Origin of the sequence: Streptomyces sp. PA03-3a (genome assembly GCF_033792735.1) — a bacterium.
Lineage (GTDB): Bacteria > Actinomycetota > Actinomycetes > Streptomycetales > Streptomycetaceae > Actinacidiphila.
Map to the genome: position 1 here is coordinate 16,891 of NZ_JARAVM010000015.1, position 26,645 is coordinate 43,535.

The following is a 26,645-nucleotide window of genomic DNA, read 5'->3' on the forward strand; positions in this document are numbered from 1 at the left end:
TGCTCACGCCCTGCTCGCACAGTGCGCCGATCGGGCGAGCGTGCACGTCGGTCCGTCGACGCCGCCATCGGGGCGGTTGCCTCCCGGTGACGTGCGCGCGTCGCCCGAGTGGCGCACGCCGCAACGGCGCGCGGCAACCTCCCGGGCGCAACGGCCCTCTAGCGTGGCGTGAAGATCGTTCCCACCCGCCGGCGCTTCCTCTCCGTCCTCGCCGCCGGCACCGCGGCGGTCGCCGTGGGCGGCTGCTCCCGGACAGGCGGCGCGGCCATCGGCCCGGAGCCGGCGCCCGCTCCCCTGGCGTTCCGGAGCACGGCCGGCGGGGCGCGGCTGCTCCAGGTGCTGGCGCATCCCGACGACGAGCTGTACTTCATGAACCCGGACACCGTGCAGCTCGTCGAGGCGGGCGTCCCCGTGGTGTCGGTGTACGTCACCGCGGGCGAGGCGCTCGGCGTCAACCGCCCGCCGGGGCGCCCGCGTCCGGCTCCCGACAAGGCCGCCTACTCCGCCGCCCGCCACCAGGGACTGCGGCAGGCGTACGCGGCGATGCTCGGCACCGACATCTTCACGCCCTGGCGGCGCGGCACCATGCGGCTGGCCCACGGCATGTCCGCCGAGGTCGACGAGCTGCGCGTGGGCGACCGCGAGGCGGTGCTGGTCTTCCTCAACCTCGCGATGCACGGCACGACCGCCAGGGTCGGGCTGCCGCAGCTGTGGCAGCTGCCCGGCATGACGCTGCCGACCTTCGCCTCCGCCGGCTCGCCCAACACCGTCACGGACACCTACACGCACGAGGTCCTCGTGGACGTGCTCGCCGGGCTGCTGGAGCGCTACCGGCCGACCGTCGTCCACACTCTCGACCCCGATCCGGACCTGGAGGCCAACCAGGCCACCCGGCGGCGGGACATCGAGCAGCTGGGCTACAGCGACCACTGGGACCACACGGCGACCGCGCTCTTCGCCTGGAAGGCCATCGCCCGCCACGCCGACACCGTGGCCCGCAGCGAGGGCGTCGCGCCCGCCTTCCTGACGACGGCCTACCGCGGCTACTACAACCGCCACTGGCCCCACAACCTGCCGCCCGCGCTGCTCCGCCGCAAGGCCGGCTACCTCGCCCCGTACGGCGGCGCCCCCGACTGGCCGTGCGGCGACCCCTCCGGCTGCGGCGACTACCCGGTCGGCATGGGCAGACCGCTCACCAACCGCAAGGGCTGGGTGCGCAGCACCCATTACCGTCACCCCGGCACCCGCCTCGTCCCGGGGACCGACGCCCAGGGGCGGCTGGTGGCCCACGGCGTGCTCGGCACGCGCGCGGTGCGCTGGCGGGAGACGGTCCCCGGCAGCGGGCGCTGGGGCCCGCCGCGGGACCTGGGCGGCGGGCCGCTCGCCCCCGCGCTGAGTGTCGTCGCCGACCCGGCAGGCGGCGGGCCGCTGCTGTTCGCGCTGCGGTTCGCCTCCCTGGGCAGCGACCGGGCGGCGAACACCAGGGACGTGGTCGTGCTGGAGGAGGGCCGCGACTGGCAGGGGCTCGGCTCCCCCGAGGACGACCCGGACCGGGGGCGCAGGATCGGCGTGCCCGTCGCGGTGGCCGCCCCGGACGGCCGGGTGCACCTGTTCGTACGCAACGCCGCCAAGGGCCTCAGCACCCGCGTACGGGAGCCCGACGGCATCTGGGGCGGCTGGCAGGACCTCGGCGGCGGCGAGGTCCAGGACGGGCTGAGCGCGGTCGTGGACCGCGACGCACGGGTCCATGTGTTCGCCGCGGGGCGGACGGCCGTACACCACTGGTCCCAGGACGCGCCGGGCCGGCCGTTCACCTGCCGCGCGCTGACCGCACTTCCGGTCCCGGCCGATCCCCCGGCCGCCGCGGCGGAGCCCGACGGCTCGCTGTCACTGGTCTACCGGCTGCCCGCGAGCGACGAACTCGTCGTCCACCGGCTCGGCGCCGTCCGGGCGGCGGCCGGACCGGACCGGCCGCGGACCTTCGACGGCTACGGCCCGGTCGCCCAGGCCCACGGCCTGCTCGCCGGCCGCGCCGCCGACGGCGCCGTCCGCGTGGCCGGTCTCGCCCAACCGGCCGGCGCGCTGCGCCCCGGCACCCCCGGATACGGCTTCCCGGCCCTGCACACCCGCCCCGGCGCCCGGCCGGCCGTCGTGGGGTTCGGGGCGGACGCGTCCCCCTGGATCTGGCGGCCGGAACTGCGCACCCCGGTCTAGGCCCCGGCCCAGGGGCAACGGGTCCCGGGACAACGGCGAGGGCCCCGGCCCACCGCTCACGCGGTGGGCCGGGGCCCTCGTGCAACTCGCCTACGGCAAGCGGCAGATCGCCGGGATCCTTACTTCAGGATCTTGGTGACCTGGCCGGCGCCGACGGTCCGGCCACCCTCGCGGATGGCGAACTTCAGGCCCTCCTCCATGGCGATCGGCTGGATCAGCGCGACCGTCATGGCGGTGTTGTCGCCCGGCATGACCATCTCGGTGCCCTCGGGGAGGGTCACGACGCCGGTCACGTCCGTGGTACGGAAGTAGAACTGCGGACGGTAGTTGTTGAAGAACGGGGTGTGACGACCACCCTCGTCCTTCGACAGGATGTAGGCCTGGGCCTCGAAGTCGGTGTGCGGCGTGACCGTACCCGGCTTGATGATGACCTGGCCGCGCTCGACGTCCTCGCGCTTGATGCCGCGGAGCAGCAGACCGACGTTCTCACCGGCCTGGCCCTCGTCGAGCAGCTTGCGGAACATCTCGATACCGGTGACCGTGGTGGTGGTCTTCTCGGTCTTGATGCCGATGATGTCGACGGTCTCGTTGACCTTGAGGATGCCGCGCTCGATACGACCGGTGACGACGGTGCCACGACCGGTGATCGTGAAGACGTCCTCGATCGGCATCAGGAACGGCTTGTCGACGTCGCGCTCGGGGGTGGGGACGGACTCGTCCACGGCCTTCATCAGACCGAGGAGCTTCTCGCCCCACTCCTTGTCGCCCTCCAGCGCCTTCAGCGCGGAGACGCGGACGACCGGCAGGTCGTCGCCCGGGAACTCGTACTCGGAGAGCAGCTCACGGACCTCGAGCTCGACGAGCTCCAGGATCTCCTCGTCGTCCACCATGTCGGCCTTGTTCAGCGCGACGACGATGTACGGAACGCCGACCTGGCGGGCCAGGAGCACGTGCTCCTTGGTCTGCGGCATCGGACCGTCGGTGGCGGCGACCACGAGGATGGCGCCGTCCATCTGCGCGGCACCGGTGATCATGTTCTTGATGTAGTCCGCGTGACCCGGGCAGTCGACGTGCGCGTAGTGGCGCGCGTCGGTCTGGTACTCGACGTGCGCGATGGAGATGGTGATACCGCGCTGACGCTCCTCCGGCGCCTTGTCGATCTGGTCGAACGGCGTGAAGGGGTTCAGGTCCGGGTACGCGTCGTGCAGCACCTTGGTGATCGCAGCGGTAAGAGTGGTCTTACCGTGGTCGATGTGACCGATGGTGCCGATGTTGACGTGCGGCTTAGTCCGCTCGAACTTCGCCTTCGCCACTGGGGTCCTCCTGGGGAGTTGCTGTACGCCTTACTTCATCGGCGCCAGGGTGATCTTTGCTGGGTTACGGGCGGCCGGGGCATCCGACGCTCCCCTTGCGGTTCGCGGCGGAATACCCCTAAGCCTCCCGGTCAAGCCTAGTGCGGGAACAACTGCTGGGTTACTCGCCCTTGGCCTTCGCGATGATCTCCTCGGCGACGTTCTTGGGAACCTCGGCGTAGGAGTCGAACTGCATCGAGTAGCTCGCGCGACCCGACGTCTTGCTGCGGAGGTCGCCGACGTAGCCGAACATCTCCGAAAGCGGCACCAGGCCCTTGACGACCCGGGCGCCACTGCGCTCCTCCATGGCCTGGATCTGGCCACGGCGGGAGTTGAGGTCGCCGATGACGTCGCCCATGGACTCCTCGGGCGTGGTGACCTCGACGGCCATCATCGGCTCGAGGAGGACGGGGCTCGCCTTGCGGGCGCCCTCCTTGAAGGCCTGCGAACCGGCGATCTTGAACGCCAGCTCGGAGGAGTCGACCTCGTGGTAGCCACCGTCGAGAAGGATGACGCGAACGCCGACCATCTCGTAGCCGGCCAGGATGCCGAACTTCATGGCCTCCTGGGCGCCCGCGTCCACCGACGGGATGTACTCGCGGGGGATGCGGCCACCGGTGACCTTGTTGACGAACTCGTAGGAGGCGTCTCCGCCCTCCAGCGGCTCCAGCGCGATCTGCACCTTCGCGAACTGGCCGGTACCACCGGTCTGCTTCTTGTGCGTGTAGTCGATCCGCTCCACCGTCTTGCGGATGGTCTCGCGGTAGGCGACCTGGGGCTTGCCCACGTTCGCCTCGACCTTGAACTCACGCTTCATGCGGTCGACCAGCACCTCGAGGTGCAGCTCGCCCATGCCGCCGATGATCGTCTGACCGGTCTCCTCGTCCGAGTGGACCTGGAAGGAGGGGTCCTCCTCCGAGAGACGCTGGATGGCGACACCCAGCTTCTCCTGGTCGCCCTTGGACTTGGGCTCGATCGCGACCTGGATGACCGGAGCCGGGAAGTCCATGGACTCCAGGATCACCGGGTTCTTGTCGTCGGACAGCGTCTCACCGGTGGTGGTCTGCTTCAGGCCCATGACGGCGACGATGTCGCCGGCGCCCACCGACTCGATCTCCTCACGCTTGTTCGCGTGCATGCGGTAGATCTTGCCGATGCGCTCCTTCTTGCCCTTGACGGAGTTCAGCACGGAACTGCCGGACTCCAGGCGGCCCGAGTACACCCGGACGAAGGTGAGCTTGCCGAGGTGCGGGTCGCTCATGATCTTGAACGCGAGGCCGGAGAAGGGCTCGTCGTCCGACGGCTTGCGCTTGATGATCTGCTCGGCGTCGCCGACGGCGTGGCCCTCGATGGCCTCGACGTCCAGCGGCGACGGCAGGTAGCGCACGACCGCGTCGAGCAGGGGCTGGACGCCCTTGTTCTTGAACGCGGTGCCACAGAACACCGGGGTGACGGTGACGGAGCCCGCGCCGCCCTTGGAGGCGAGGGTGATGCGGCGGATGGCCGCGATCAGCTGCTCCTGGCTGGGCTCGGTGCCCTCCAGGTACAGCTCCATCATCTCCTCGTCGTTCTCGGCGACGGCCTCGAGCAGCTTGCCGCGCCACTCGTCGGCGGCCTCGGTGTGGGTGTCCGGGATGTCGACGACGTCGTACATCTCACCCTTGGTGGCCTCGGCGGACCACACGAGGGCCTTCATCTGGACGAGGTCGACCACGCCCTTGAAGTCGGCCTCGGCACCGATCGGCAGCTGCATGACCAGCGGAACCGCGCCCAGGCGGTCCACGATCATGTCGACGCAGCGGTGGAACTCGGCACCGGTCCGGTCCAGCTTGTTGACGAAGCAGATACGCGGCACGCCGTAGCGGTCGGCCTGACGCCACACGGTCTCGGACTGCGGCTCGACGCCGGCGACACCGTCGAACACCGTGACAGCACCGTCGAGCACGCGCAGGGAACGCTCCACCTCGACGGTGAAGTCGACGTGACCCGGCGTGTCGATGATGTTGATCGTGTGATCGACGTTCTCCAGCGGCCAGTGACAGGTCGTCGCGGCGGACGTGATCGTGATGCCGCGCTCCTGCTCCTGCTCCATCCAGTCCATCGTGGCAGCGCCGTCGTGGACTTCGCCGATCTTGTACGAGACACCGGTGTAGAACAGGATCCGCTCGGTGGTCGTCGTCTTGCCCGCGTCGATGTGGGCCATGATCCCGATGTTGCGGACCCTGGCCAGGTCAAGTGAAGTGGTAGCCATAAGGCTTCAGTCTTCTCTCGGTTCTCTCGATGGGGGCGCGGACTACCAGCGGTAGTGCGCGAAGGCCTTGTTGGACTCGGCCATCTTGTGGGTGTCCTCGCGACGCTTGACCGCGGCGCCCAGACCGTTGCTGGCGTCCATCAGCTCGTTCATCAGACGCTCGGTCATGGTCTTCTCGCGGCGGGCGCGGGAGTAACCCACCAGCCAGCGCAGCGCCAGGGTGTTGGCACGGCCGGGGCGGACCTCGATCGGCACCTGGTAGGTCGCGCCACCGACACGGCGGGACTTGACCTCGAGGGAGGGCTTGACGTTCTCCAGGGCGCGCTTGAGCGTGATGACCGGGTCCTGCCCGGTCTTCTCGCGCAGGCCCTCGAGGGCGCCGTACACGATGCGCTCGGCGGTGGAGCGCTTCCCGTGCAGAAGAATCTTGTTGACGAGCGACGTCACCAGAGGAGAACCGTAGACCGGGTCGATGATGACCGGGCGCTTCGGGGCGGGGCCCTTACGAGGCATTCTTACTTCTCCTTCTTGGCGCCGTAGCGGCTGCGGGCCTGCTTGCGGTTCTTGACACCCTGGGTGTCGAGCGAGCCGCGGATGATCTTGTAGCGAACACCCGGCAGGTCCTTCACACGGCCACCACGCACGAGCACGATGGAGTGCTCCTGCAGGTTGTGACCCTCACCCGGGATGTAAGCGGTGACCTCGATGCCGCTGGTCAGTCGCACACGCGCGACCTTACGCAGGGCAGAGTTCGGCTTCTTCGGGGTGGTGGTGTAGACGCGCGTGCAGACGCCGCGGCGCTGGGGAGAACCCTTCAGCGCGGGCGTCTTGTTCTTCTCGACCTTGTCTTGCCGGCCCTTTCGGACCAGCTGCTGGATCGTAGGCACCGTTTCTCCGGTTTCTGTGTGCCGATCTCGATACTTCTAACCTGGGGTTTCAGCGGCTCACACCGACCCACGCGGTCGGGTGTGTCGCGCACCTCATACGATTTCCGTCGAAGCGAAATGCGTATTTGTCGGTGTATCGGCCTCGGTGTCCCGTACGGACAAGTGCACGCACGAGAACCCGGGCACACCCCAGGCACAAGGTCAGAGCGTACCCAGCGCTCAGCCTTCGGTCAAAACATATGGTCTCGGCCGATGCCGCACCCTCCCGCCGGGCTCCGCCGGGGGCTCGCGGGAACGCACTCAGCCGTGACTGACCGCCACTACCACCATAACGACGATCGCCGTGAGCGCGACCGTGAACGCGGTCAGAAGGTATCCCATCACCAGGCCGCACACCGCGAGGGCGTCGCCCCGCTCGCCCGTGCGCCGGATCTCCCGGCGCGCCATGTGCCCCAGCACCACGGCCGGTATCCCGGGGATCAGCAGTCCGAACATCCCCACCGCTGCGCAGACCACCGAGGCGACCGCCTTGGCGTTCACGGCCGGCGGCGGCGTGGGCAGCCGGCGGGGGCGCGGGATGTCCACGGTGAGTCCGTACAGCTCCTGGTAGGTCACCGCCTGGTAGGCCAGACCGACCCGGTCCTCGAACTCCGGCTGGGTCAGCCGCCCTTCGGCGAACGCCGTCTTGAGAACGTCCACCGTACGCTCGCGATCATCGTGCGCAGCCCGCATCGCTCCATTATGCCCCGGAAAACCCGTTCCGAGGGTGTCCCGTCACACGGTCGGCCGGACCGCGCCGCCCCTCCCCCGCCCGACCCGCCCGCCAGGGCCCCCAGGCCCGTCCAGGACGGCGGAAAGCCGCTGGGCGGCCACCCCCGAAGGGATGGCCGCCCAGCGGCCTCGAGCGGACGACTCAGCCGTTGTACGGGCCGTAGTCGTAGTCCTCCAGCGGGACGGCCTGGCCGGAGCCGGTGCCGAACGGGCTGTAGTCGATGTCGTCGTAGCCGACGGCCGAGTACATCGCGGCCTTGGCCTCCTCGGTCGGCTCGACCCGGATGTTGCGGTAACGGGCCAGACCCGTACCCGCCGGGATGAGCTTGCCGATGATGACGTTCTCCTTGAGGCCCAGCAGCGAGTCGGACTTGGCGTGGATCGCCGCGTCCGTCAGGACTCGGGTCGTCTCCTGGAAGGAGGCGGCCGACAGCCAGGACTCGGTGGCCAGCGAGGCCTTGGTGATACCCATCAGCTGCGGACGGCCGGAGGCCGGGTGGCCACCCTCCGCCACGACCCGACGGTTCTCGGTCTCGAAGCGGCCGCGCTCGACCAGCTCGCCCGGCAGCAGCTCCGCGTCGCCGGACTCGATGATCGTCACCCGGCGGAGCATCTGCCGGATGATGATCTCGATGTGCTTGTCGTGGATCGACACACCCTGCGAGTTGTAGACCTTCTGCACTTCCCCGACCAGGTGGACCTGGACGGCCCGCTGACCCAGGATGCGCAGCACGTCGTGCGGGTTGGTGGCACCCACGGTCAGCCGCTCGCCGACCTCGACGTGGTCGCCCTCGCCCACCAGCAGACGGGCACGCTTGGAGATCGGGTAGGCGATCTCCTCGGCACCGTCGTCCGGGGTGATGACGATCTTCTTGGTCTTCTCCGTCTCCTCGATCCGGATGCGGCCAGCCGCCTCCGAGATCGGGGCGACACCCTTGGGGGTACGCGCCTCGAAGAGCTCGACGACACGCGGCAGACCCTGGGTGATGTCGTCACCGGCCACACCACCGGTGTGGAAGGTACGCATCGTCAGCTGGGTGCCGGGCTCACCGATGGACTGGGCGGCGATGATGCCGACCGCCTCACCGATGTCCACCAGCTTGCCGGTCGCGAGCGAACGGCCGTAGCACATCGCGCAGGTACCCACCGCGGACTCGCAGGTCAGGACCGAGCGGGTCTTGACCTCCTCGACGCCGTTGCGGATGAGCTGCTCGATGAGCACGTCGCCCAGGTCGGTGCCGGCGGTGGCCAGCACCTTGCCGTCCACCACGACGTCCTCGGCGAGGCAGCGCGCGTACACGCTGGTCTCGACGTCGTCCGTCTTGCGCAGCGAACCGTCCTCGGAACGCTCGGCGATCGCCAGCTTGAGGCCGCGCTCGGTGCCGCAGTCCTCCTCGCGGATGATGACGTCCTGGGAGACGTCGACCAGTCGACGCGTCAGGTAACCGGAGTCGGCGGTACGCAGAGCGGTGTCCGCGAGACCCTTACGGGCACCGTGGGTGGAGATGAAGTACTCCAGCACGGTGAGACCCTCGCGGAACGACGCCTTGATCGGCCGCGGGATGGTCTCGTTCTTCGCGTTGGACACCAGGCCACGCATACCCGCGATCTGACGCATCTGCATCATGTTTCCGCGGGCACCCGAGTCGACCATCATGAAGATCGGGTTGGTCTTCGGGAAGTTCGCGTTCATCGCCTCGGCGACCTCGTTGGTCGCCTTGGTCCAGATCGCGATGAGCTCCTGCGTGCGCTCGTCCTTGGTGATCAGACCGCGCTCGTACTGCTTCTGGACCTTCTCGTCCTGAGCCTCGTAGCCCGCGATGATGGCCTTCTTGGCCTCGGGCACGACGATGTCGGAGACGGCCACGGTGACGCCGGAACGGGTCGCCCAGTGGAAGCCGGACGCCTTCAGGTTGTCGAGCGTCGCCGCCACGATGACCTTCGGGTACCGCTCGGCGAGGTCGTTGACGATCTCGGAGAGCTGCTTCTTGCCCACCGGGTAGTCCACGAACGGGTAGTCCTCGGGCAGCAGCTCGTTGAAGAGCGCACGGCCCAGGGTCGTGTTCAGCCGGAAGGAGTCGCCGAGCTGCCAGGGCTCCTCGCCCTCGACGTCCGCCGGCGGGGTCCAGCCACGCGGCGGGACGGTCCCGATCGGGAAGCGGATGTCGATCCTCGACTGCAGCGAGAGCTCGCGCGCGTCGAAGGCCATGATCGCCTCGGCGGTCGAGCCGAACGCCCGGCCCTCGCCCCGGAGCTCGCGCTCCTCCGCGTCCGTGGTGAGGAAGAACAGACCCAGGACCATGTCCTGCGTCGGCATCGTCACCGGACGGCCGTCGGCGGGCTTGAGGATGTTGTTCGAGGACAGCATCAGGATGCGGGCCTCGGCCTGCGCCTCCGCGGACAGCGGCAGGTGCACGGCCATCTGGTCACCGTCGAAGTCCGCGTTGAACGCGGTGCAGACGAGCGGGTGGATCTGGATGGCCTTGCCCTCGACCAGCTGCGGCTCGAAGGCCTGGATGCCGAGGCGGTGCAGGGTCGGCGCACGGTTCAGCAGCACCGGGTGCTCGGCGATGACCTCTTCGAGCACGTCGTACACGACCGTGCGGCCGCGCTCGACCATGCGCTTGGCCGACTTGATGTTCTGCGCGTGGTTCAGATCCACCAGGCGCTTCATCACGAACGGCTTGAAGAGCTCCAGCGCCATGGCCTTGGGCAGACCGCACTGGTGCAGCTTGAGCTGCGGGCCGACGACGATGACCGAACGGGCCGAGTAGTCGACGCGCTTGCCGAGCAGGTTCTGACGGAACCGGCCCTGCTTGCCCTTGAGCATGTCGGACAGCGACTTCAGCGGACGGTTGCCGGGGCCCGTGACCGGGCGGCCGCGGCGGCCGTTGTCGAAGAGCGCGTCGACGGCCTCCTGAAGCATGCGCTTCTCGTTGTTCACGATGATCTCGGGGGCACCGAGGTCGAGGAGGCGCTTGAGGCGGTTGTTGCGGTTGATGACGCGGCGGTACAGGTCGTTCAGGTCGGAGGTCGCGAAGCGGCCACCGTCCAGCTGCACCATCGGACGCAGGTCCGGCGGGATCACCGGGACGCAGTCCAGCACCATGCCCTGCGGCTTGTTGGTGGTCTGCAGGAAGGCGGAGACGACCTTGAGGCGCTTGAGCGCACGGGTCTTCTTCTGGCCCTTGCCGGTACGGATGATCTCGCGGAGCTTGGCGGCCTCCTCGTCGAGGTCGAAGGACTCCAGGCGCTTCTGCAGCGCCGCGGCACCCATCGAACCCTGGAAGTAGGTGCCGAAGCGCTCCCGCAGCTCGCGGTAGAGCAGCTCGTCACCCTCCAGGTCCTGGACCTTGAGGTTCTTGAAGCGGGACCACACCTCGTCGAGCCGGTCGAGCTCGCGCTGGGCACGGTCGCGCAGCTGCTTCATCTCACGCTCGGCGCCCTCGCGCACCTTGCGGCGCACGTCGGACTTGGCGCCCTCGGCCTCCAGCTCGCCGAGGTCGGCCTCGAGCTTCTTCTGCCGGGACTCGATGTCCGAGTCACGGCGCTGCTCGATCTGCTGACGCTCGACGGAGACCTGGGCCTCCAGCGAGGACAGGTCGCGGGTGCGACGCTCGTCGTCCACCCAGGTGATCATGTAGGCGGCGAAGTAGATGACCTTCTCGAGGTCCTTCGGGGCGAGGTCGAGCAGGTAGCCCAGCCGCGACGGAACGCCCTTGAAGTACCAGATGTGGGTCACGGGAGCGGCCAGCTCGATGTGGCCCATCCGCTCACGACGCACCTTGGCGCGAGTGACCTCGACGCCGCAGCGCTCGCAGATGATGCCCTTGAAGCGGACACGCTTGTACTTGCCGCAGTAGCACTCCCAGTCCCGGGTGGGGCCGAAGATCTTCTCGCAGAAGAGTCCGTCCTTCTCGGGCTTCAGGGTGCGGTAGTTGATGGTCTCAGGCTTCTTGACCTCGCCATGGGACCACTGCCGGATGTCGTCCGCGGTCGCAAGGCCGATCCGCAGCTCGTCGAAGAAGTTGACGTCGAGCACTTTGTCGTCAATCCCTCTTTCGGGGTCGAAAGTCAAACATGTCTGAACGGTCCGGGGGAGGCGGGGAGCCGCTCATCGGCGGCTCCCCGGCCGGCCCGTCAGACCTCTTCGACGCTGCTCGGCTCGCGCCGGGACAGGTCGATTCCGAGCTCCTCCGCCGCGCGGAAGACGTCCTCGTCCGTGTCGCGCATCTCGATGGACATGCCGTCCGAGGACAGCACCTCCACGTTGAGGCAGAGCGACTGCATTTCCTTGATGAGCACCTTGAAGGACTCGGGAATGCCCGGCTCGGGGATGTTCTCGCCCTTGACGATGGCCTCGTAGACCTTCACGCGGCCCAGGACGTCGTCGGACTTGATGGTGAGGAGTTCCTGCAGCGCGTAGGCCGCGCCGTACGCCTCAAGGGCCCACACCTCCATCTCGCCGAAGCGCTGACCACCGAACTGCGCCTTACCACCCAGCGGCTGCTGGGTGATCATCGAGTACGGACCGGTGGAACGGGCGTGCAGCTTGTCGTCCACCAGGTGGTGCAGCTTGAGGATGTACATGTAGCCGATCGAGATCGGGTCCGGGAACGGCTCGCCGGAGCGGCCGTCGAAGAGCCGGGCCTTACCCGAGGGCAGCACCATGCGCTGGCCGTCGCGGTTCGGGATCGTGGCCTCGAAGAGACCGGCGATCTCGTCCTCGCGCGCACCGTCGAACACCGGGGTGGCGACGTTGGTGCCGGGCTCGACGCGGTCGGCGCCGATCGCCGTGAGGCGACGCGCCCACTCCTCGCTGAGGCCGGAGACGTCCCAGCCCTGGGCTGCGAGCCAGCCGAGGTGGATCTCCAGGACCTGTCCCGGGTTCATTCGGGACGGGACACCCAGAGGGTTGAGGATGATGTCGACCGCGGTGCCGTCCTCCAGGAACGGCATGTCCTCGATCGGCAGGATCTTGGAGATGACGCCCTTGTTGCCGTGACGGCCGGCGAGCTTGTCACCGTCGGTGATCTTGCGCTTCTGCGCCACGTAGACGCGGACCAGCTGGTTCACGCCCGGGGGCAGCTCGTCGCCCTCCTCGCGGTCGAAGACGCGCACGCCGATGACCTTGCCGGTCTCGCCGTGCGGCACCTTCAGCGAGGTGTCACGGACCTCACGGGCCTTCTCGCCGAAGATCGCGCGCAGCAGGCGCTCCTCCGGGGTCAGCTCGGTCTCGCCCTTCGGCGTGACCTTGCCGACCAGGATGTCGCCGGCGACGACCTCGGCACCGATGCGGATGATGCCGCGCTCGTCGAGGTCCGCCAGGACCTCCTCGGAGACGTTCGGGATGTCCCGGGTGATCTCCTCGGGGCCGAGCTTGGTGTCACGGGCGTCGACCTCGTGCTCCTCGATGTGGATCGAGGAGAGGACGTCGTCCTGCACCAGACGCTGGCTGAGGATGATCGCGTCCTCGTAGTTGTGGCCCTCCCACGGCATGAAGGCCACCAGGAGGTTCTTGCCGAGCGCCATCTCACCGCGCTCGGTGGACGGGCCGTCGGCGAGCACCTGGCCGGCGATCACCCGAGCGCCCTCGTCCACGACGACCTTCTGGTTGAAGGAGGTGCCCTGGTTGGAGCGGGAGAACTTGGCCACCCGGTAGGTGTTGTAGGTGCCGTCGTCGTTGGCGACGGTGATGTAGTCCGCGGAGACCTCCTGGACCACACCGTCCTTGTCGGCCTTGATGACGTCACCGGCGTCGACCGCGCAGCGGTACTCCATGCCGGTGCCGACCAGCGGGGCCTGCGCCTTGAGCAGCGGCACGGCCTGGCGCATCATGTTCGATCCCATGAGCGCGCGGTTGGCGTCGTCGTGCTCGAGGAACGGGATCATGGCGGTCGCGACCGACACCATCTGGCGCGGCGAGACGTCCATGTAGTCCACGTCCTCACCGGGGACGTAGTCGATCTCGCCACCACGGCGGCGCACCAGGACGCGGGACTCCGCGAAGTGGTCGTCGTCGGTCAGCGGCGCGTTCGCCTGCGCGATGACGTAGCGGTCCTCCTCGTCGGCCGTGAGGAAGTTGACCTCGTCGGTGACGACACCGTTCTCGTCGACCTTGCGGTACGGGGTCTCCACGAAACCGAACGCGTTGACCCGGCCGTAGGAGGCCAGCGAACCGATCAGACCGATGTTCGGGCCTTCGGGGGTCTCGATCGGGCACATGCGTCCGTAGTGGGACGGGTGCACGTCACGGACCTCGAAGCCGGCCCGCTCACGGGACAGACCACCGGGGCCCAGCGCGGACAGACGGCGCTTGTGGGTCAGGCCCGACAGCGGGTTCGTCTGGTCCATGAACTGGGACAACTGGCTGGTGCCGAAGAACTCCTTGATGGAGGCGACGACCGGCCGGATGTTGATCAGGGTCTGCGGCGTGATCGCCTCGACGTCCTGGGTGGTCATCCGCTCGCGGACGACGCGCTCCATACGGGCCAGACCCGTGCGGACCTGGTTCTGGATGAGCTCGCCGACGTTGCGCAGACGACGGTTGCCGAAGTGGTCGATGTCGTCGACCTCGACGACCACGGAGGAACCGTTGTCGCCGGTGGTCTCGGTCTCGCCCGCGTGCAGCTTGACCAGGTACTTGATCGCCGAGATGACGTCCTCGACGGTCAGCACACCGGCGTCCAGCGGCGCGTCGGCACCCAGCTTCTTGTTGATCTTGTAGCGGCCGACCTTGGCCAGGTCGTAGCGCTTGGGGTTGAAGTAGAGGTTCTCCAGCAGCGTCTGCGCGGCCTCACGGGTCGGCGGCTCGCCCGGACGCAGCTTGCGGTAGATGTCGAGCAGCGCGTCGTCCTGGCCCTGGGTGTGGTCCTTCTCCAGGGTGGCGCGCATCGACTCGTACTCGCCGAACTCCTCGAGGATCTGCTCGGTGGTCCAGCCGAGCGCCTTCAGGAGGACGGTGACGGACTGCTTGCGCTTGCGGTCGATGCGGACACCGACCATGTCGCGCTTGTCGATCTCCATCTCCAGCCAGGCACCACGCGAGGGGATGACCTTGGCGGAGTAGATGTCCTTGTCGGACGTCTTGTCGATCTGGCTGTCGAAGTAGACACCCGGCGAGCGCACCAGCTGGGACACCACGACACGCTCGGTGCCGTTGATGACGAAGGTGCCCTTGTTGGTCATGAGCGGGAAGTCGCCCATGAAGACCGTCTGGGACTTGATCTCGCCGGTCTCGTTGTTGGTGAACTCGGCCGTGACGAAGAGCGGGGCCGCGTACGTGAAGTCGCGCTCCTTGCACTCGTCGATCGAGTTCTTCGGAGGCTCGAAACGGTGGTCGCGGAAGGTCAGCGACATCGACCCGGAGAAGTCCTCGATCGGGGAGATCTCCTCGAAGATCTCCTCCAGACCGGACTTGGTGGGGACGTCCTGACCACTGTCCAGGGCCGCCTCGACGCGAGCCTTCCAGGCGGCGTTGCCGAGAAGCCAGTCAAAGCTCTCGGTCTGCAGCGCGAGGAGGTTCGGGACCTCGAGGGGCTCCTTGATCTTCGCGAAAGAGATGCGCAGCGGGGCGGTGCTTGCGCCGTTGTTCGAATTGGCAGTCGAGGCGTTGCGCGAGGCGGCCAAGAGGGGGTCCTTCCGAGGGCTCGGACTCACTACGCGCGTACCGGTTCCGCCCCCGGGCGCAGACAAGGATGTCCTGGTCAGGACGGTTCCTCATGTGTGCTCAGGCTTGGGCTTGTCCCTGGTGACGGGCCAGGCGACAGCTAACAGGCAGCGCAAAGGGTCAGTGTAGCCACTTGGCACACTGATGTCCAGTGCAGAGTTTCGGAGACCGGTGCTGCACCAATCTCGTCCTCCGGAGGGGTCGGTGAGATCCCCTTGTTGTGAGCCGTCATGCCCTCTTTCACGCTTGCCACGCTAGGCATTCCCGCATCGCCTTCGTTCCATGCCTCGGTCCATGGCCGATGTGACGACGCGTCCTGAGAATCGCGCGCTGCGTGCGGTTCGTCAAGGCCTCCGCCCCGCGGAGATCGTCACAGCTCGAGGGAGCCGACGGTCACGGAACAGTGATGATCACCCTACCCGGGTCGGTCGCCGGACCGGGTGACGCACCACGCAAACGACCGAGGGCGGCCACCCGAAAGGGTGGCCGCCCAGCGGCTGATCAGCCCCTCGGAAGGGGCAGCGATCACTTGACCTCGACAGCCGCGCCCGCGGCCTTGAGGGACTCGGCGGCCTTCTCCGCGGCCTCCTTGTTGACCTTCTCGAGGACCGGCTTCGGGGTGCCGTCGACGAGGTCCTTGGCCTCCTTCAGACCCAGGGAGGTCAGCTCGCGCACGACCTTGATGACCTGGATCTTCTTGTCGCCGGCGCCGGTGAGGATGACGTCGAACTCGTCCTTCTCCTCGACGGCCTCGGCCGGGGCACCGGGGACGCCGGCGGCGGCGACGGCGACCGGCGCGGCAGCGGTGACGTCGAACTTGTCCTCGAAGGCCTTCACGAACTCGGAGAGCTCGATGAGGGTCATCTCCTCGAACTGGGCGAGCAGGTCGTCCTGGCTGAGCTTCGCCATGATGGCGGTCCTTCCACTAATTCGGCTGGTGCCGGATGTACATGTCGGCGGGCGTACGGGCCCGCTAGAGCACGGGAGTGGTTACTCCGCGTCCTCGGCGGGAGCCGGCGTACCGGCACCGCCCTGCTCGGCCTTCGCGCGCAGCGCTTCCACGGTGCGAACGAGCTTCGACGGCAGGGCCTGGAAGACAGCAGCGGCCTGGCCCTGCTTGGCCTTCATGGCACCCGCCAGCTTGGCGAGCAGCACCTCGCGGGACTCGAGGTCCGCGAGCTTCTTGATCTCATCGGCGGACAGCGGCTTGCCGTCAAGCACACCGCCCTTGATGATGAGGTTCGGGTTCTCCTTGGCGAAGTCACGGAGACCCTTCGCCGACTCCACCGGGTCACCGGTGACGAAGGCGACAGCCGTCGGACCCGCGAACAGGTCGTCGAGCTGGGTGATCCCGGCCTCGTTGGCCGCGATCTTGGTCAGCGTGTTCTTCACCACGGCGTACGTGGCGTTCTCACCGAGCGAACGGCGCAGCGTCTTGAGCTGCGCCACGGTGAGACCGCGGTACTCGGTCAGCACGGCGGCGTTGGAGCTGCGGAACTTGTCCGTCAGCTCCGCGACCGAACCGGCCTTGTCGGGCCTCGCCATAGAGCCTCGGCCTCCTTCCGGGTGATTCGGACCGCGCGGGAAGGGGCCGGGCAAAAACAAACGCCCCGGCGCAGGCGCACGGGGCGTGTCTCGACCGGAATTGCGAGAATTCCGGGAGTACATCCACTGTCACCTGCGCGGGTCGTCCGCATCAGCGGATCCTTCGGCTGCCGCGCCCTCGCGGGCGCGCCAACAACCAGCGGTCTTTGGCTTCTCGGGAAGAATACGTGAACGGATCCCTGCCAGGCAAATCCGCCGTTGGGGCAGGTCAGCCCGTGGAACCGGTGCCCCCGGACAGCTCGGACGGCTTCATGTCCTTGATCATCTTGAAGAGGTCGAAGGTGTCCTTCGCCGGCGGCGCCTCGACGGTGGCGGCGGTCCCGAAGTCGGAGTAGGTCGCGGCGATGCGGACCGTGCCCTCGGGCATCTTCATCCCGATGGCCATCCGGACCGGGAAGTGGTCCTCGTTGACCCAGATCTCGGTGTCGTACCCCTTGATGCCGGCCTTCTCGGCGTTGGCGATCGCGGTCTTGCGGTCCTTCTCGGAGACCAGGTCGGCGGCCTTGTTGGTGGCGATCATCTCCGCGAAGGTGAGCGTGCCCCGGTAGTGCTCGGTCTGCGCGCCGCCGACCTTCTCCGCGCCGACGTGCTTGATGCTCGGCGACTGGAGCAGCAGAGCGAGCTGCTCGGCCGGGTCCTGGTTCATGTTCTCCAGGCCGGCGGTCATCCGCTTCTGCATCTCGGCGTCGCCGCTCGCCTTGGCCGCCGCCTCGAAGTCCATCTTCATCCAGCGCTTGCCGCCCGTCTCGGCGGCCATGCTCGGGCCCATGTCCATGTACATGACGTTGTCCAGCATCTTCATGCGCACCTGGGAGGGGCCGTCCGGGGCACCCTCGGTGAGCGCGGAGCCCGTGACGGTGACGTCCATGACCGCGGGGTCCCAGCCCTGCACACCGGAGATCCGCGTGGTGCCGCCGCCCTGCGTCCCGGCGGGCGCGGTGATGGTCATGCGGACCTTGGCGGACTTCGCCTCGGAGGTCGTCGTGAAGGCCGCCCTGACGGCCTTGGCGATCTCGCTCTGCGACAGCACCCGCGAGACCGGCGAGCCGTCGGCCTTCTTCCGCTTCTTGCCGCCCCCGTCACCGTCGTCGCAGCCCGCGACACCGGCGACGACGGCCACCGCCGCCAGGCAGACGCCGGCACGCTTCCATCCGGACATGCTCATGCTTTCCCACCCCATGCTGTTCGTCTGCTGTGTGTCCCCCGTGAAACGTGGGACACCGTAACGCACGCCACCGACAGGGCCGTACGCAATAAAAAACCGGCCCCGCGCCTCCCGGAGGAGGTGCGGGGCCGGTTCACATCACACGAGCCGCAGGGGCCCGACCCGGTCAGACGGCGGCCGGGTCCTCCTCGACGAGGAGGTTGCGGGTGCGGTTCGGGTCCACCGGGATGCCGGGGCCGATCGTGGTGCTGATGGCGGCCTTCTTGATGTAGCGGCCCTTGGCGGCGGACGGCTTCAGACGAAGGATCTCGTCCAGGGCGGCGCCGTAGTTCTCGACCAGCTGCTGCTCACCGAACGAGGTCTTGCCGATGATGAAGTGCAGGTTCGAGTGCTTGTCGACGCGGAACTCGATCTTGCCGCCCTTGATCTCCGTGACGGCCTTGGCCACGTCGGGGGTGACGGTGCCGGTCTTCGGGTTCGGCATCAGACCACGGGGGCCGAGGACACGGCCGAGGCGGCCGACCTTGCCCATGAGGTCCGGGGTGGCGACGACGGCGTCGAAGTCCAGACGGCCCTTCGCGACCTCGTCGATCAGCTCGTCGGCGCCGACGATGTCGGCGCCCGCGGCACGCGCGGCCTCGGCACGGTCACCGGTCGCGAAGACCAGGACCCGGGCGGTCTTACCGGTGCCGTGCGGAAGGTTCACGGTGCCACGGACCATCTGGTCGGCCTTGCGCGGGTCGACGCCCAGACGGAAGGCCACCTCGACGGTGCCGTCGAACTTGCTGGTGGAGGTGTCCTTGGCGAGACGGACGGCCTCGAGGGGCGCGTACAGACGCTCCCGGTCGATCTTGCCGTCCGCAGCGCGGAGAGACTTGCTGCGCTTGCTCACTACTGCTCCTGTGTGTCTTGAGGAGTCGTGGTGCGGGCCGAGCAGGCCCAACCACGGAACTGCCGGTGGTGTGGTCAGCCCTCGACCGTGATGCCCATGGAACGAGCGGTGCCGGCGATGATCTTCTCCGCGGCGTCCAGGTCGTTCGCGTTGAGGTCGGGCAGCTTGGTCGTGGCGATCTCGCGGACCTGGTTGCGCGTAAGCTTCGCGACCTTGGTCTTGTGCGGCTCGCCGGAGCCCTTCTCCACACCCGCAGCCTTGAGGATCATGCGGGAGGCCGGCGGGGTCTTGGTGATGAAGGTGAAGGAACGGTCCTCGTAGACCGTGATCTCCACCGGGATCACCCAGCCACGCTGCGACTCGGTGGCCGCGTTGTAGGCCTTGCAGAACTCCATGATGTTGACGCCGTGCTGACCCAGCGCCGGGCCCACCGGCGGGGCCGGGTTGGCCGCGCCGGCGTTGATCTGGAGCTTGATAAGCCCCGTGACCTTCTTCTTCTTGGGAGGCATGTGCTCTCTCCGGGTCCTAGTGAGAGTTTCCTGCCTGCGAGCAGGCATACCGCACCACGATAGCGGGTATCGTGCCGAGCCCTGAAACCGGGCAGGTCAGCGAAGCTCTGGGGCGCCGCCGCGAGCACCGGCCCACCCCCCGTCGATCCGCGCTTCGCGCGGCCGGCTGCGGGCCCGTTCACGCGCTCGCGGACGCCGCCGGTGCCGCCCGCCGGAGCCGGCAACGACCAGGGACGCCCGAGCGGCCTCAGTGCCCGGGTGAGGACCGCGTCAGGAGGCTTCCGCCGCGCACCAGGCCTGCGGCACCGCCGGGCCTCGCCGCACACGGAAGAGCCCCCGCCCGGCGGGAAACCGCGGGCGGGGGCTCTTCCGGTGTTCTGGGTCGGTCAGTTCTTCTGGATCTGGTCGAAGCTGAGCTCGACCGGCGTCTCGCGGCCGAAGATCTCCACGAGGCCCTTGACCTTCTTCGAGTCCGGGTTGATCTCGTTGATCGTGGCCTGCAGCGTCGCGAACGGGCCGTCGGTGACCGTGACCGAGTCGCCCACCTCGAAGTCCAGCACCTGGACCTCGACCTTGCGCTTCGGCACTGCGCCGCCCTCGCCGCCCTCGGCGGCGGCAGCCAGCTCCTCGACCTCCGGGGCCAGCATCTTGGTGACCTCGTCCAGCGTCAGCGGGTACGGGTCGTAGGCGTTGCCGACGAAGCCGGTGACGCCGGGGGTGTTGCGGACGACGCCCCAGGACTCGTTCGTCAGGTCCATGCGCACCAGCACGTAGCCGGGCAGCTTGTTCTGGCGGACGGTACGGCGGTCGCCGTTCTTGATCTGGACGACCTCTTCCTGGGGCACTTCTGCCTGGTAGATGTAGTCCTCGACGTTCAGCGAGACCGCGCGCTGCTCCAGGTTGGACTTCACGCGGTTCTCGTAGCCGGCGTAGGTGTGGATGACGTACCACTCGCCGGGGAGCACGCGCAGCTCCTCGCGGAACGCGGCGACCGGGTCAACCGGGGCCTGCTCCTCCGCGGCTTCCTCAGTCGTGGCCTCGTCCGTCCCGTCCGCCTCGTCCTCGTCGACGACCTGGACGGCAGCCTGCTCGGCGGGCTCGCCGGCGGCCTCGTCTGCAGCCTCCGCCTGGTCGATGTCGCCGTCGGCTGCCTCGACGATGTCGAGCGCGGTGTCGTCGCCCTCGACGGTCTCGTCGGCGTCGTACAGGTTCGGGTCAGACACGGTCGCTGCTTCTTCCTTCACGATGTGGAACAGGCGGTCGGGCGCCGCGGGCGCCCTCCGCGGGAGGAATCACCCGAAGACGTACGAGACGCCCTTGTTGAATCCCCAGTCAATCACGGTAACGAGCGCGATGATGACCACAACGAAGACAATCACCACGCTGGTGTAGGTGACCAGGTCGTTGCGCGTGGGCCAGACGACCTTGCGGAGCTCCGCGACGATCTGGCGGTAGAAGAGCGCGAGGCGCGCGAGAGGGCCCTTCTTGCCGCGCTTGCCGCCGCGGCGGGGCTTCTTCGAGCCGGCGTCCGCGGAATCACTGTCGGGACGACCACTTTCAGGCGTCGCGGTGGAGCCCAGGGCTTCCGTCACTCGTCCTCACCTGAATCCGGTTCGTTTGCCGAAACAATCCTCAAAGCGTCTGCCTGCTTCTAGCAGGGCCGGAGGGACTCGAACCCCCAACCGCTGGTTTTGGAGACCAGTGCTCTACCAATTGAGCTACGACCCTTTGAGTGCCCCCCAACGTACCGCATCCGAGCGGCTGCACGATGTGCGCAGCCAAGATCAGCTTGCGGGGGCCATCGACGGATGAGTGTACGTGTTCGCGGGCCGGGCGTCGAATGCGGAGCGTGTCCGGGCGCGGTTCGGCGAGGTTCCGCTCGGTTCTGCCCGGAACGTGAACTCGTGTGCTCCGGTGCCGCCGGGTCTGCGACGATGCAGACATGACCGCTGCAACTGAACGACGCGTGTCGGCCCGCATCGGGTCGATCTCCGAGTCCGCGACGCTCGCCGTGGACGCGAAGGCCAAGGCCCTCAAGGCCGCCGGGCGACCGGTCATCGGCTTCGGAGCCGGCGAGCCCGACTTCCCGACCCCCGACTACATCGTCGAGGCGGCCGTGGAGGCGTGCCGCAATCCGAAGTTCCACCGCTACACGCCGGCCGGCGGTCTGCCGGAGCTGAAGGCCGCGATCGCCGCCAAGACGCTGCGCGACTCCGGCTACGAGGTCGACGCCTCCCAGATCCTGGTCACCAACGGTGGCAAGCAGGCCATCTACGAGGCCTTCGCCGCGATCCTCGACCCGGGTGACGAGGTCATCGTCCCGGCGCCGTACTGGACGACGTACCCCGAGTCGATCCGGCTGGCGGGCGGCGTCCCGGTGGACGTGGTCGCCGACGAGACCACCGGCTACCGCGTATCCGTCGAGCAGCTGGAGGCCGCCCGCACGGAGAAGACCAAGGTCGTGCTCTTCGTGTCGCCGTCCAACCCCACCGGCGCCGTCTACACCGAGGCCGAGACCGAGGCGATCGGCCGCTGGGCCGTCGAGCACGGCCTGTGGGTGCTGACCGACGAGATCTACGAGCACCTGGTCTACGGCGGTGCCGCCGCGGTCTCGCTGCCGGCGCTCTTCCCCGAGCTGCGCGACAAGTGCGTCGTCGTCAACGGCGTGGCCAAGACCTACGCCATGACCGGCTGGCGCGTGGGGTGGATCATCGGCCCCAAGGACGTCGTGAAGGCCGCCACCAACCTGCAGTCGCACGCCACCTCGAACGTGAGCAACGTCGCGCAGGTCGCCGCCCTGGCGGCCGTCTCCGGCGATCTGGTGGCCGTGGCCGAGATGCGCAAGGCCTTCGACCGCCGCCGCCAGACCATCGTGCGGATGCTCAACGAGATCCCCGGTGTCGTCTGCCCCGAGCCGGAGGGCGCGTTCTACGCGTACCCCTCGGTCAAGGCGCTGCTCGGCAAGGAGATCCGCGGCAGGCGGCCGCAGAGCTCCGTGGAGCTGGCCGAGCTGATCCTGGAGGAGGCCGAGGTCGCCGTGGTCCCGGGCGAGGCCTTCGGCACCCCCGGCTACCTGCGTCTGTCGTACGCGCTCGGTGACGAGGACCTCGTCGAGGGCGTCTCCCGGATGCAGAAGCTGCTGGGCGAGGCCAAGGCCTGAGCCTGTTCGGACCGCCCCGCGGGCCCCCTGACCGGCCGGTCAGGGGGCCCGCGTGTGTGTGCGGGCAAGCCCTCGTTCGGGGAAAGCGGCCGAAAGCGGTACCGGCACCCCCCACCGGTGCGGCAGGATCTGTGAATGGCACGCGATGTATCCCTCCTCCCCAAGGCGCACCTCCACCTGCACTTCACCGGCTCGATGCGGCCCGCGACCCTGCTGGAGCTCGCCGACAAGTACGGGGTGCACCTCCCCGAGGCGCTGACCTCGGGCGAGCCCCCCAGTCTGCGGGCGACCGACGAGCGCGGCTGGTTCCGCTTCCAGCGCCTGTACGACATCGCGCGTTCCGTGCTCCGCTCCCCCGACGACATCCGGCGTCTGGTGCGCGAGGCCGCCGAGGAGGACGCCCGCGACGGCTCGGGGTGGCTGGAGATACAGGTCGACCCCACCTCGTACGCGCCGCGCCTGGGCGGGCTGATCCCGGCGATGGAGATCATCCTGGACGCGGTGGAGACCGCCTCCAGGGAGACGGGCGTGGGCATGGCCGTCCTCATCGCCGCCAACCGCACCAAGCACCCCCTGGACGCCCGTACGCTCGCCCGCCTCGCGGTGCGCTACACCGATCACGGGGTGGTCGGCTTCGGGCTCTCCAACGACGAGCGCCGGGGACTGGCCCGGGACTTCGACCGCGCCTTCGCCATCGCCCGGGAGGGCGGACTGCTGGCGGCTCCGCACGGCGGCGAACTGGCGGGCGCGGGGAGCGTCCGGGACTGCCTGGACGACCTCCACGCGAGCCGGGTCGGGCACGGCGTGCGGGCGGCCGAGGACCCGCGGCTGATGGCCCGGCTCGCCGAGCGGGACGTCACCTGCGAGGTGTGCCCGTCGTCCAACGTCGCCCTCGGCGTCTACGACCGGCCCGAGCAGGTGCCGCTGCGCACCCTCTTCGACGCCGGCGTGCCGATGGCGCTGGGCGCCGACGACCCGCTGCTGTTCGGCTCGCGGCTCGCCGCGCAGTACGAGCTGGCCCGGCGGGCGCACGGCTTCACCGACGAGGAGCTGGCCGAGCTGGCCCGCCAGTCGGTGCGCGGTTCGGCGGCGCCGGAGGGTGTGCGGAACAAGCTCCTGGCGGGGATCGACGACTGGCTCGGCGTCTGATCCCGGCCGGGACGGTACAGGCGGGGGCGCCGGGCGGCGTACCGGGGGCGCGCCGGCGGCTCAGAGGCTGACGCCGACCGTCACCGGCTCGTTGACCAGGGTGATCCCGAAGGCCGCGTGGACGCCGTCGACGACCTCGCGGGCCAGCGCGAGCAGGTCGGCGGTCGTCGCCCCGCCCCGGTTGGTCAGGGCCAGGGTGTGCTTGGTGGAGATCCGCGCGGGGCCGGTGCCGTAGCCCTTGGTGAAGCCCGCCTTGTCGATCAGCCAGGCGGCGGAGGTCTTGATGCGGCCGTCGCCCGCGGGGTAGGCGGGGGGCGCGGTGTCCGGGCCGAGCCGGTCGTGGACCCGGGTCAGGAAGTCCGCGTATCCGGCCTCGGTGAGGACCGGGTTGGTGAAGAAGGAGCCGGCCGACCAGGTGTCGTGGTCCTCGGGGTCCAGCACCATGCCCTTGCCCGAGCGCAGCTTCAGCACCGTCTCGCGGGCGGTGGCCAGGGGCACCCGGTCGCCCGTGCCGACGCCGAGGGCGCGGGCCACCTCGGCGTACTTCAGCGGGCCGGACATACCGCCGGCGTCCTCCAGCGCGAAGCGCACCCGCAGCACGACGTAGCGGGCGGGGTCCGCCTTGAAGCGGCTGTGCCGGTAGGAGAAGGCGCACCCGGCGTTGTCCAGGACGACCGTTTCGCCGGTGGTCCGGTCGTAGGCGATCACCTCGGTGATCGTGCTCGCGACCTCCTGGCCGTACGCGCCCACGTTCTGGATGGGCGTGGCCCCGGCGGAGCCCGGGATGCCGGCCAGGCACTCGACGCCCGCCAGGCCCGCCTCCACGGCACGGGCGACGGCGTCCGTCCACACCTCGCCCGCCGCGAGCTCCAGCTCGGTGCCGTTCAGCTCGAAGCCGCCGGTGGCGATGCGCAGCGCGGTTCCGGCGAAGCCCTCGTCGCCGATCACCAGGTTGCTGCCGCCTCCGATGACCAGCAGCGGCGTCCCGGCGGCGTCCGCCTCCCGGACGGCCTCGACGACCTCGGCGTCCGTGGTCGCCGTCACCAGGCGGGTGGCGGGACCCCCGAGGCGGAAGGTGGTCAGGGGCGCGAGCGGGGCGTCGTTGAGTACGTGCACGGCATTCAGGGTACGGGGGCGGGCGGACCGGCCAGGGCTGCCGCCCGTCCCGTACGGATCAGAGCGCCTCGAGGACCGTCGCGTTGGCCAGCCCGCCCGCCTCGCACATGGTCTGCAGCGCGTAGCGCGCGCCCCGGGCCCGCATGGCGTGGACCAGGGTGGTCATCAGCCGGGTGCCGCTGGCGCCCAGCGGGTGGCCCAGCGCGATGGCGCCGCCGTTGACGTTGACCTTGGCGGGATCGGCGCCGGTCTCCTGGAGCCAGGCGAGGACGACGCTCGCGAAGGCCTCGTTGACCTCGAAGAGGTCGACGTCCGCCAGGTCCAGCCCCGCGCGGCGCAGCACCCGTTCGGTGGCCGGGATGACGCCGGTGAGCATCAGCAGGGGGTCGGAGCCGGTGACGGCGAAGCTGTGCAGCCGGGCGAGCGGGCGCAGGCCCAGGCGCTCGGCGGTCTCGCTGCTGGTGATCAGCACCGCGGAGGCGCCGTCGTTGACCGGGCTGCTGTTGCCGGCCGTGACCGACCAGTCGATCTGCGGGAAGCGCTCGGCGTAGCCGGGGTCGGCGAAGGCGGGGCGCAGCCCGGCGAGGATCTCCGGGGTGGTCGTGGGGCGGACGGACTCGTCCGTGGTGAGTCCGGCCAGCGGCGCGACCTCGGCGTCGAAGGCACCGGCCGACCACGCGGCGGCGGCCCTGCCGTGCGACTCGGCGGCGAAGGCGTCCATTGCCTCGCGGCTCAGCGACCACTTGGCGGCGATCAGCTCCGCGCTGATGCCCTGCGGCACGAGTCCGCCGGGGAAGCGCGCGGCCACGCCCGGGCCGAACGGGTCCGCGCCGGGCGGCACGTTGGACCACATGGGGACCCGGCTCATCGACTCCACCCCGCAGGCCACGACGACGTCGTACGCGCCGGCGACGACGCCCTGCGCGGCGAAGTGCACGGCCTGCTGGGAGGAGCCGCACTGCCGGTCGACCGTGGTGGCCGGGACGGAGTCCGGGAAGCCCGCCGACAGCCAGGCCCAGCGGGTGGTGTTCATGGCCTGCTCGCCGACCTGGTCGACGGTGCCGCCGATGACGTCGTCTACCTGCGCCGGGTCGATCCCGCTGCGGCCGACGAGTTCCTCGAGGGTGTGGGCGAGCAGCTCCACCGGGTGCGTACCGGCGAGCGCACCTCCCGGCTTGCCCTTGCCGATGGGGGTGCGGACGGCTTCGACGATGACGGCGTCGCGCATGACGTTCTCACCTTCTGCGGGGTGTGCGGACGGGATGGCGGATGAGTGAGTTCGACTTTCAAACTATGACGCGGAGACGAGGGTAGGGCGGGTGGGTTTGGAATCACAACCCGCTGTGTGAGACTGGGCCGGTGAGCCCGACCACACCTGTGCCCCCACTGCCGGGGCGTCCCTGCTCCGCCGCCGCGGCCCTGCACGTCGTCGGCGAGAAGTGGGCGCTGCTCGCGGTTCGCGAGATTCTCTACGGCAACCGGCGTTTCGACGCCCTCGCCCGCAACACGGGCGCTCCCCGCGACCGCCTCACCGCGCGGCTGCGCGCCCTGGAGGAGGCCGGCATCGTCGAACGGCGCGCCTACAGCGAGCGGCCGCCGCGGTACGAGTACCACCTGACGGCGGCGGGGCGTGATCTCGCGCCGGTCATCCGGGCCCTGGTGGCGTGGGGCGACAAGTGGGCGGTGGAGGAGCCGCCGGTGGTGCTGCGGCACCGGGGGGACCACCCGGTGGACGCCGTCGAGTACTGCCGCACCTGCGGGGACGAGGTCCACGACCACGACCTCGCACTCGACATCCGGAGCGAGGGGTGGACTTCCGCGGGACGGACGGTGGCCGCGCCGCCCGCCTGAACCAGGGGCCCGCCCGTGCGGGCGGAGCGGGTCGAGCACGCCGCGAGGCGGGTG

At 69.2% G+C, this 26,645-nt stretch carries 20 protein-coding genes and 1 tRNA gene; 4 read left to right on the forward strand and 17 right to left on the reverse strand.

The features are described from left to right. Positions 1 to 168: 168 nt before the first annotated feature. On the forward strand, positions 169 to 2,214 hold the full coding sequence (locus PV342_RS19380; protein ID WP_500318049.1) for a PIG-L family deacetylase: 2,046 nt from the start codon (positions 169 to 171) through the stop codon (positions 2,212 to 2,214). 119 nt (positions 2,215 to 2,333) lie between these two features. On the opposite strand, the gene tuf is transcribed toward PV342_RS19380, so the two are convergent. The 15 genes from tuf to PV342_RS19455 form a co-directional block, all read right to left on the reverse strand. Beyond that, positions 2,334 to 3,527, reverse strand: coding sequence for an elongation factor Tu (tuf, locus tag PV342_RS19385; RefSeq protein WP_018558866.1), 1,194 nt, complete (start codon positions 3,525 to 3,527; stop codon positions 2,334 to 2,336). 160 nt (positions 3,528 to 3,687) lie between these two features. After that, positions 3,688 to 5,817, reverse strand: coding sequence for an elongation factor G (fusA, locus tag PV342_RS19390; RefSeq protein ID WP_018558865.1), 2,130 nt, complete (start codon positions 5,815 to 5,817; stop codon positions 3,688 to 3,690). A 42-nt stretch (positions 5,818 to 5,859) separates the two neighbouring features. Continuing rightward, positions 5,860 to 6,330 carry a 30S ribosomal protein S7 gene (gene rpsG, locus PV342_RS19395; RefSeq protein WP_018558864.1) on the reverse strand — a complete coding sequence of 157 codons (471 nt, stop codon included), beginning with the start codon at positions 6,328 to 6,330 and terminating at the stop codon, positions 5,860 to 5,862. Positions 6,331 to 6,332: 2 nt separating this feature from the next. Next, a complete protein-coding gene (gene rpsL / locus PV342_RS19400) occupies positions 6,333 to 6,704 on the reverse strand; it encodes a 30S ribosomal protein S12 (protein WP_014144289.1) in 372 nt (123 codons plus the stop codon). A gap of 300 nt (positions 6,705 to 7,004) precedes the next feature. Then, positions 7,005 to 7,436, reverse strand: coding sequence for a DUF1707 and DUF4190 domain-containing protein (locus tag PV342_RS19405; RefSeq protein WP_500318052.1), 432 nt, complete (start codon positions 7,434 to 7,436; stop codon positions 7,005 to 7,007). A gap of 181 nt (positions 7,437 to 7,617) precedes the next feature. Next, positions 7,618 to 11,517, reverse strand: a complete 3,900-nt coding sequence (locus PV342_RS19410) for a DNA-directed RNA polymerase subunit beta' (RefSeq protein ID WP_018558862.1) — start codon at positions 11,515 to 11,517, stop codon at positions 7,618 to 7,620. Positions 11,518 to 11,615: 98 nt separating this feature from the next. Next, positions 11,616 to 15,104: a DNA-directed RNA polymerase subunit beta gene (gene rpoB, locus PV342_RS19415; RefSeq protein WP_018558861.1), complete on the reverse strand. Its 3,489-nt coding sequence runs from the start codon at positions 15,102 to 15,104 to the stop codon at positions 11,616 to 11,618. A 565-nt stretch (positions 15,105 to 15,669) separates the two neighbouring features. Continuing rightward, positions 15,670 to 16,053 (reverse strand): 50S ribosomal protein L7/L12, encoded by a 384-nt coding sequence (rplL, locus tag PV342_RS19420; RefSeq protein ID WP_018558860.1) that lies wholly within the window; start codon positions 16,051 to 16,053, stop codon positions 15,670 to 15,672. A gap of 81 nt (positions 16,054 to 16,134) precedes the next feature. Continuing rightward, positions 16,135 to 16,689 (reverse strand): 50S ribosomal protein L10, encoded by a 555-nt coding sequence (gene rplJ, locus PV342_RS19425; RefSeq protein WP_018558859.1) that lies wholly within the window; start codon positions 16,687 to 16,689, stop codon positions 16,135 to 16,137. A 268-nt stretch (positions 16,690 to 16,957) separates the two neighbouring features. Beyond that, positions 16,958 to 17,914 (reverse strand): SCO4651 family lipoprotein, encoded by a 957-nt coding sequence (locus PV342_RS19430; protein ID WP_463047776.1) that lies wholly within the window; start codon positions 17,912 to 17,914, stop codon positions 16,958 to 16,960. A 166-nt stretch (positions 17,915 to 18,080) separates the two neighbouring features. Then, positions 18,081 to 18,806 (reverse strand): 50S ribosomal protein L1, encoded by a 726-nt coding sequence (rplA, locus tag PV342_RS19435; protein WP_018558857.1) that lies wholly within the window; start codon positions 18,804 to 18,806, stop codon positions 18,081 to 18,083. A 74-nt stretch (positions 18,807 to 18,880) separates the two neighbouring features. Then, entirely contained in the window at positions 18,881 to 19,315 is a 435-nt protein-coding gene (gene rplK / locus PV342_RS19440) for a 50S ribosomal protein L11 (protein WP_018558856.1), read from the reverse strand. A 386-nt stretch (positions 19,316 to 19,701) separates the two neighbouring features. Next, the gene (nusG, locus tag PV342_RS19445; protein ID WP_018558855.1) at positions 19,702 to 20,538 is read right to left on the reverse strand and encodes a transcription termination/antitermination protein NusG; all 837 of its coding nucleotides are present in this window, start codon (positions 20,536 to 20,538) and stop codon (positions 19,702 to 19,704) included. Between the two features lie 69 nt (positions 20,539 to 20,607). Further along, entirely contained in the window at positions 20,608 to 20,907 is a 300-nt protein-coding gene (gene secE, locus PV342_RS19450; protein WP_018558854.1) for a preprotein translocase subunit SecE, read from the reverse strand. 63 nt (positions 20,908 to 20,970) lie between these two features. Further along, positions 20,971 to 21,043: transfer RNA gene (locus PV342_RS19455), tRNA-Trp, on the reverse strand. Positions 21,044 to 21,257: 214 nt separating this feature from the next. Here PV342_RS19455 and PV342_RS19460 point away from each other — a divergent pair. After that, entirely contained in the window at positions 21,258 to 22,475 is a 1,218-nt protein-coding gene (locus PV342_RS19460) for a pyridoxal phosphate-dependent aminotransferase (RefSeq protein WP_400804459.1), read from the forward strand. 135 nt (positions 22,476 to 22,610) lie between these two features. Then, complete coding sequence (locus tag PV342_RS19465) at positions 22,611 to 23,624, forward strand: adenosine deaminase (protein WP_500318056.1); 1,014 nt, start codon at positions 22,611 to 22,613, stop codon at positions 23,622 to 23,624. A 60-nt stretch (positions 23,625 to 23,684) separates the two neighbouring features. Here PV342_RS19465 and PV342_RS19470 read toward each other — a convergent pair whose 3' ends face one another. Beyond that, the gene (locus PV342_RS19470) at positions 23,685 to 24,749 is read right to left on the reverse strand and encodes a UDP-N-acetylmuramate dehydrogenase (protein WP_400804512.1); all 1,065 of its coding nucleotides are present in this window, start codon (positions 24,747 to 24,749) and stop codon (positions 23,685 to 23,687) included. Between the two features lie 49 nt (positions 24,750 to 24,798). Further along, entirely contained in the window at positions 24,799 to 25,968 is a 1,170-nt protein-coding gene (locus PV342_RS19475) for a thiolase family protein (RefSeq protein ID WP_500318058.1), read from the reverse strand. Positions 25,969 to 26,099: 131 nt separating this feature from the next. Between PV342_RS19475 and PV342_RS19480 the strand changes: the two genes are divergently transcribed. After that, the gene (locus tag PV342_RS19480; protein WP_500318060.1) at positions 26,100 to 26,591 is read left to right on the forward strand and encodes a winged helix-turn-helix transcriptional regulator; all 492 of its coding nucleotides are present in this window, start codon (positions 26,100 to 26,102) and stop codon (positions 26,589 to 26,591) included. Positions 26,592 to 26,645 lie beyond the last annotated feature (54 nt).

What these genes read in the sequence shown, in the direction of transcription:
- fusA (WP_018558865.1), bottom strand. Translation starts at nt 5,817, where the DNA reads ATGGCTACCACTTCACTTGACCTGGCCAGGGTCCGCAACATCGGGATC.
- rpsG (WP_018558864.1), bottom strand. Translation starts at nt 6,330, where the DNA reads ATGCCTCGTAAGGGCCCCGCCCCGAAGCGCCCGGTCATCATCGACCCG.
- PV342_RS19405 (WP_500318052.1), bottom strand. Translation starts at nt 7,436, where the DNA reads ATGCGGGCTGCGCACGATGATCGCGAGCGTACGGTGGACGTTCTCAAG.
- rplL (WP_018558860.1), bottom strand. Translation starts at nt 16,053, where the DNA reads ATGGCGAAGCTCAGCCAGGACGACCTGCTCGCCCAGTTCGAGGAGATG.
- rplJ (WP_018558859.1), bottom strand. Translation starts at nt 16,689, where the DNA reads ATGGCGAGGCCCGACAAGGCCGGTTCGGTCGCGGAGCTGACGGACAAG.
- PV342_RS19430 (WP_463047776.1), bottom strand. Translation starts at nt 17,914, where the DNA reads ATGAGCATGTCCGGATGGAAGCGTGCCGGCGTCTGCCTGGCGGCGGTG.
- rplK (WP_018558856.1), bottom strand. Translation starts at nt 19,315, where the DNA reads ATGCCTCCCAAGAAGAAGAAGGTCACGGGGCTTATCAAGCTCCAGATC.
- PV342_RS19460 (WP_400804459.1), top strand. Translation starts at nt 21,258, where the DNA reads ATGACCGCTGCAACTGAACGACGCGTGTCGGCCCGCATCGGGTCGATC.
- PV342_RS19465 (WP_500318056.1), top strand. Translation starts at nt 22,611, where the DNA reads ATGGCACGCGATGTATCCCTCCTCCCCAAGGCGCACCTCCACCTGCAC.
- PV342_RS19475 (WP_500318058.1), bottom strand. Translation starts at nt 25,968, where the DNA reads ATGCGCGACGCCGTCATCGTCGAAGCCGTCCGCACCCCCATCGGCAAG.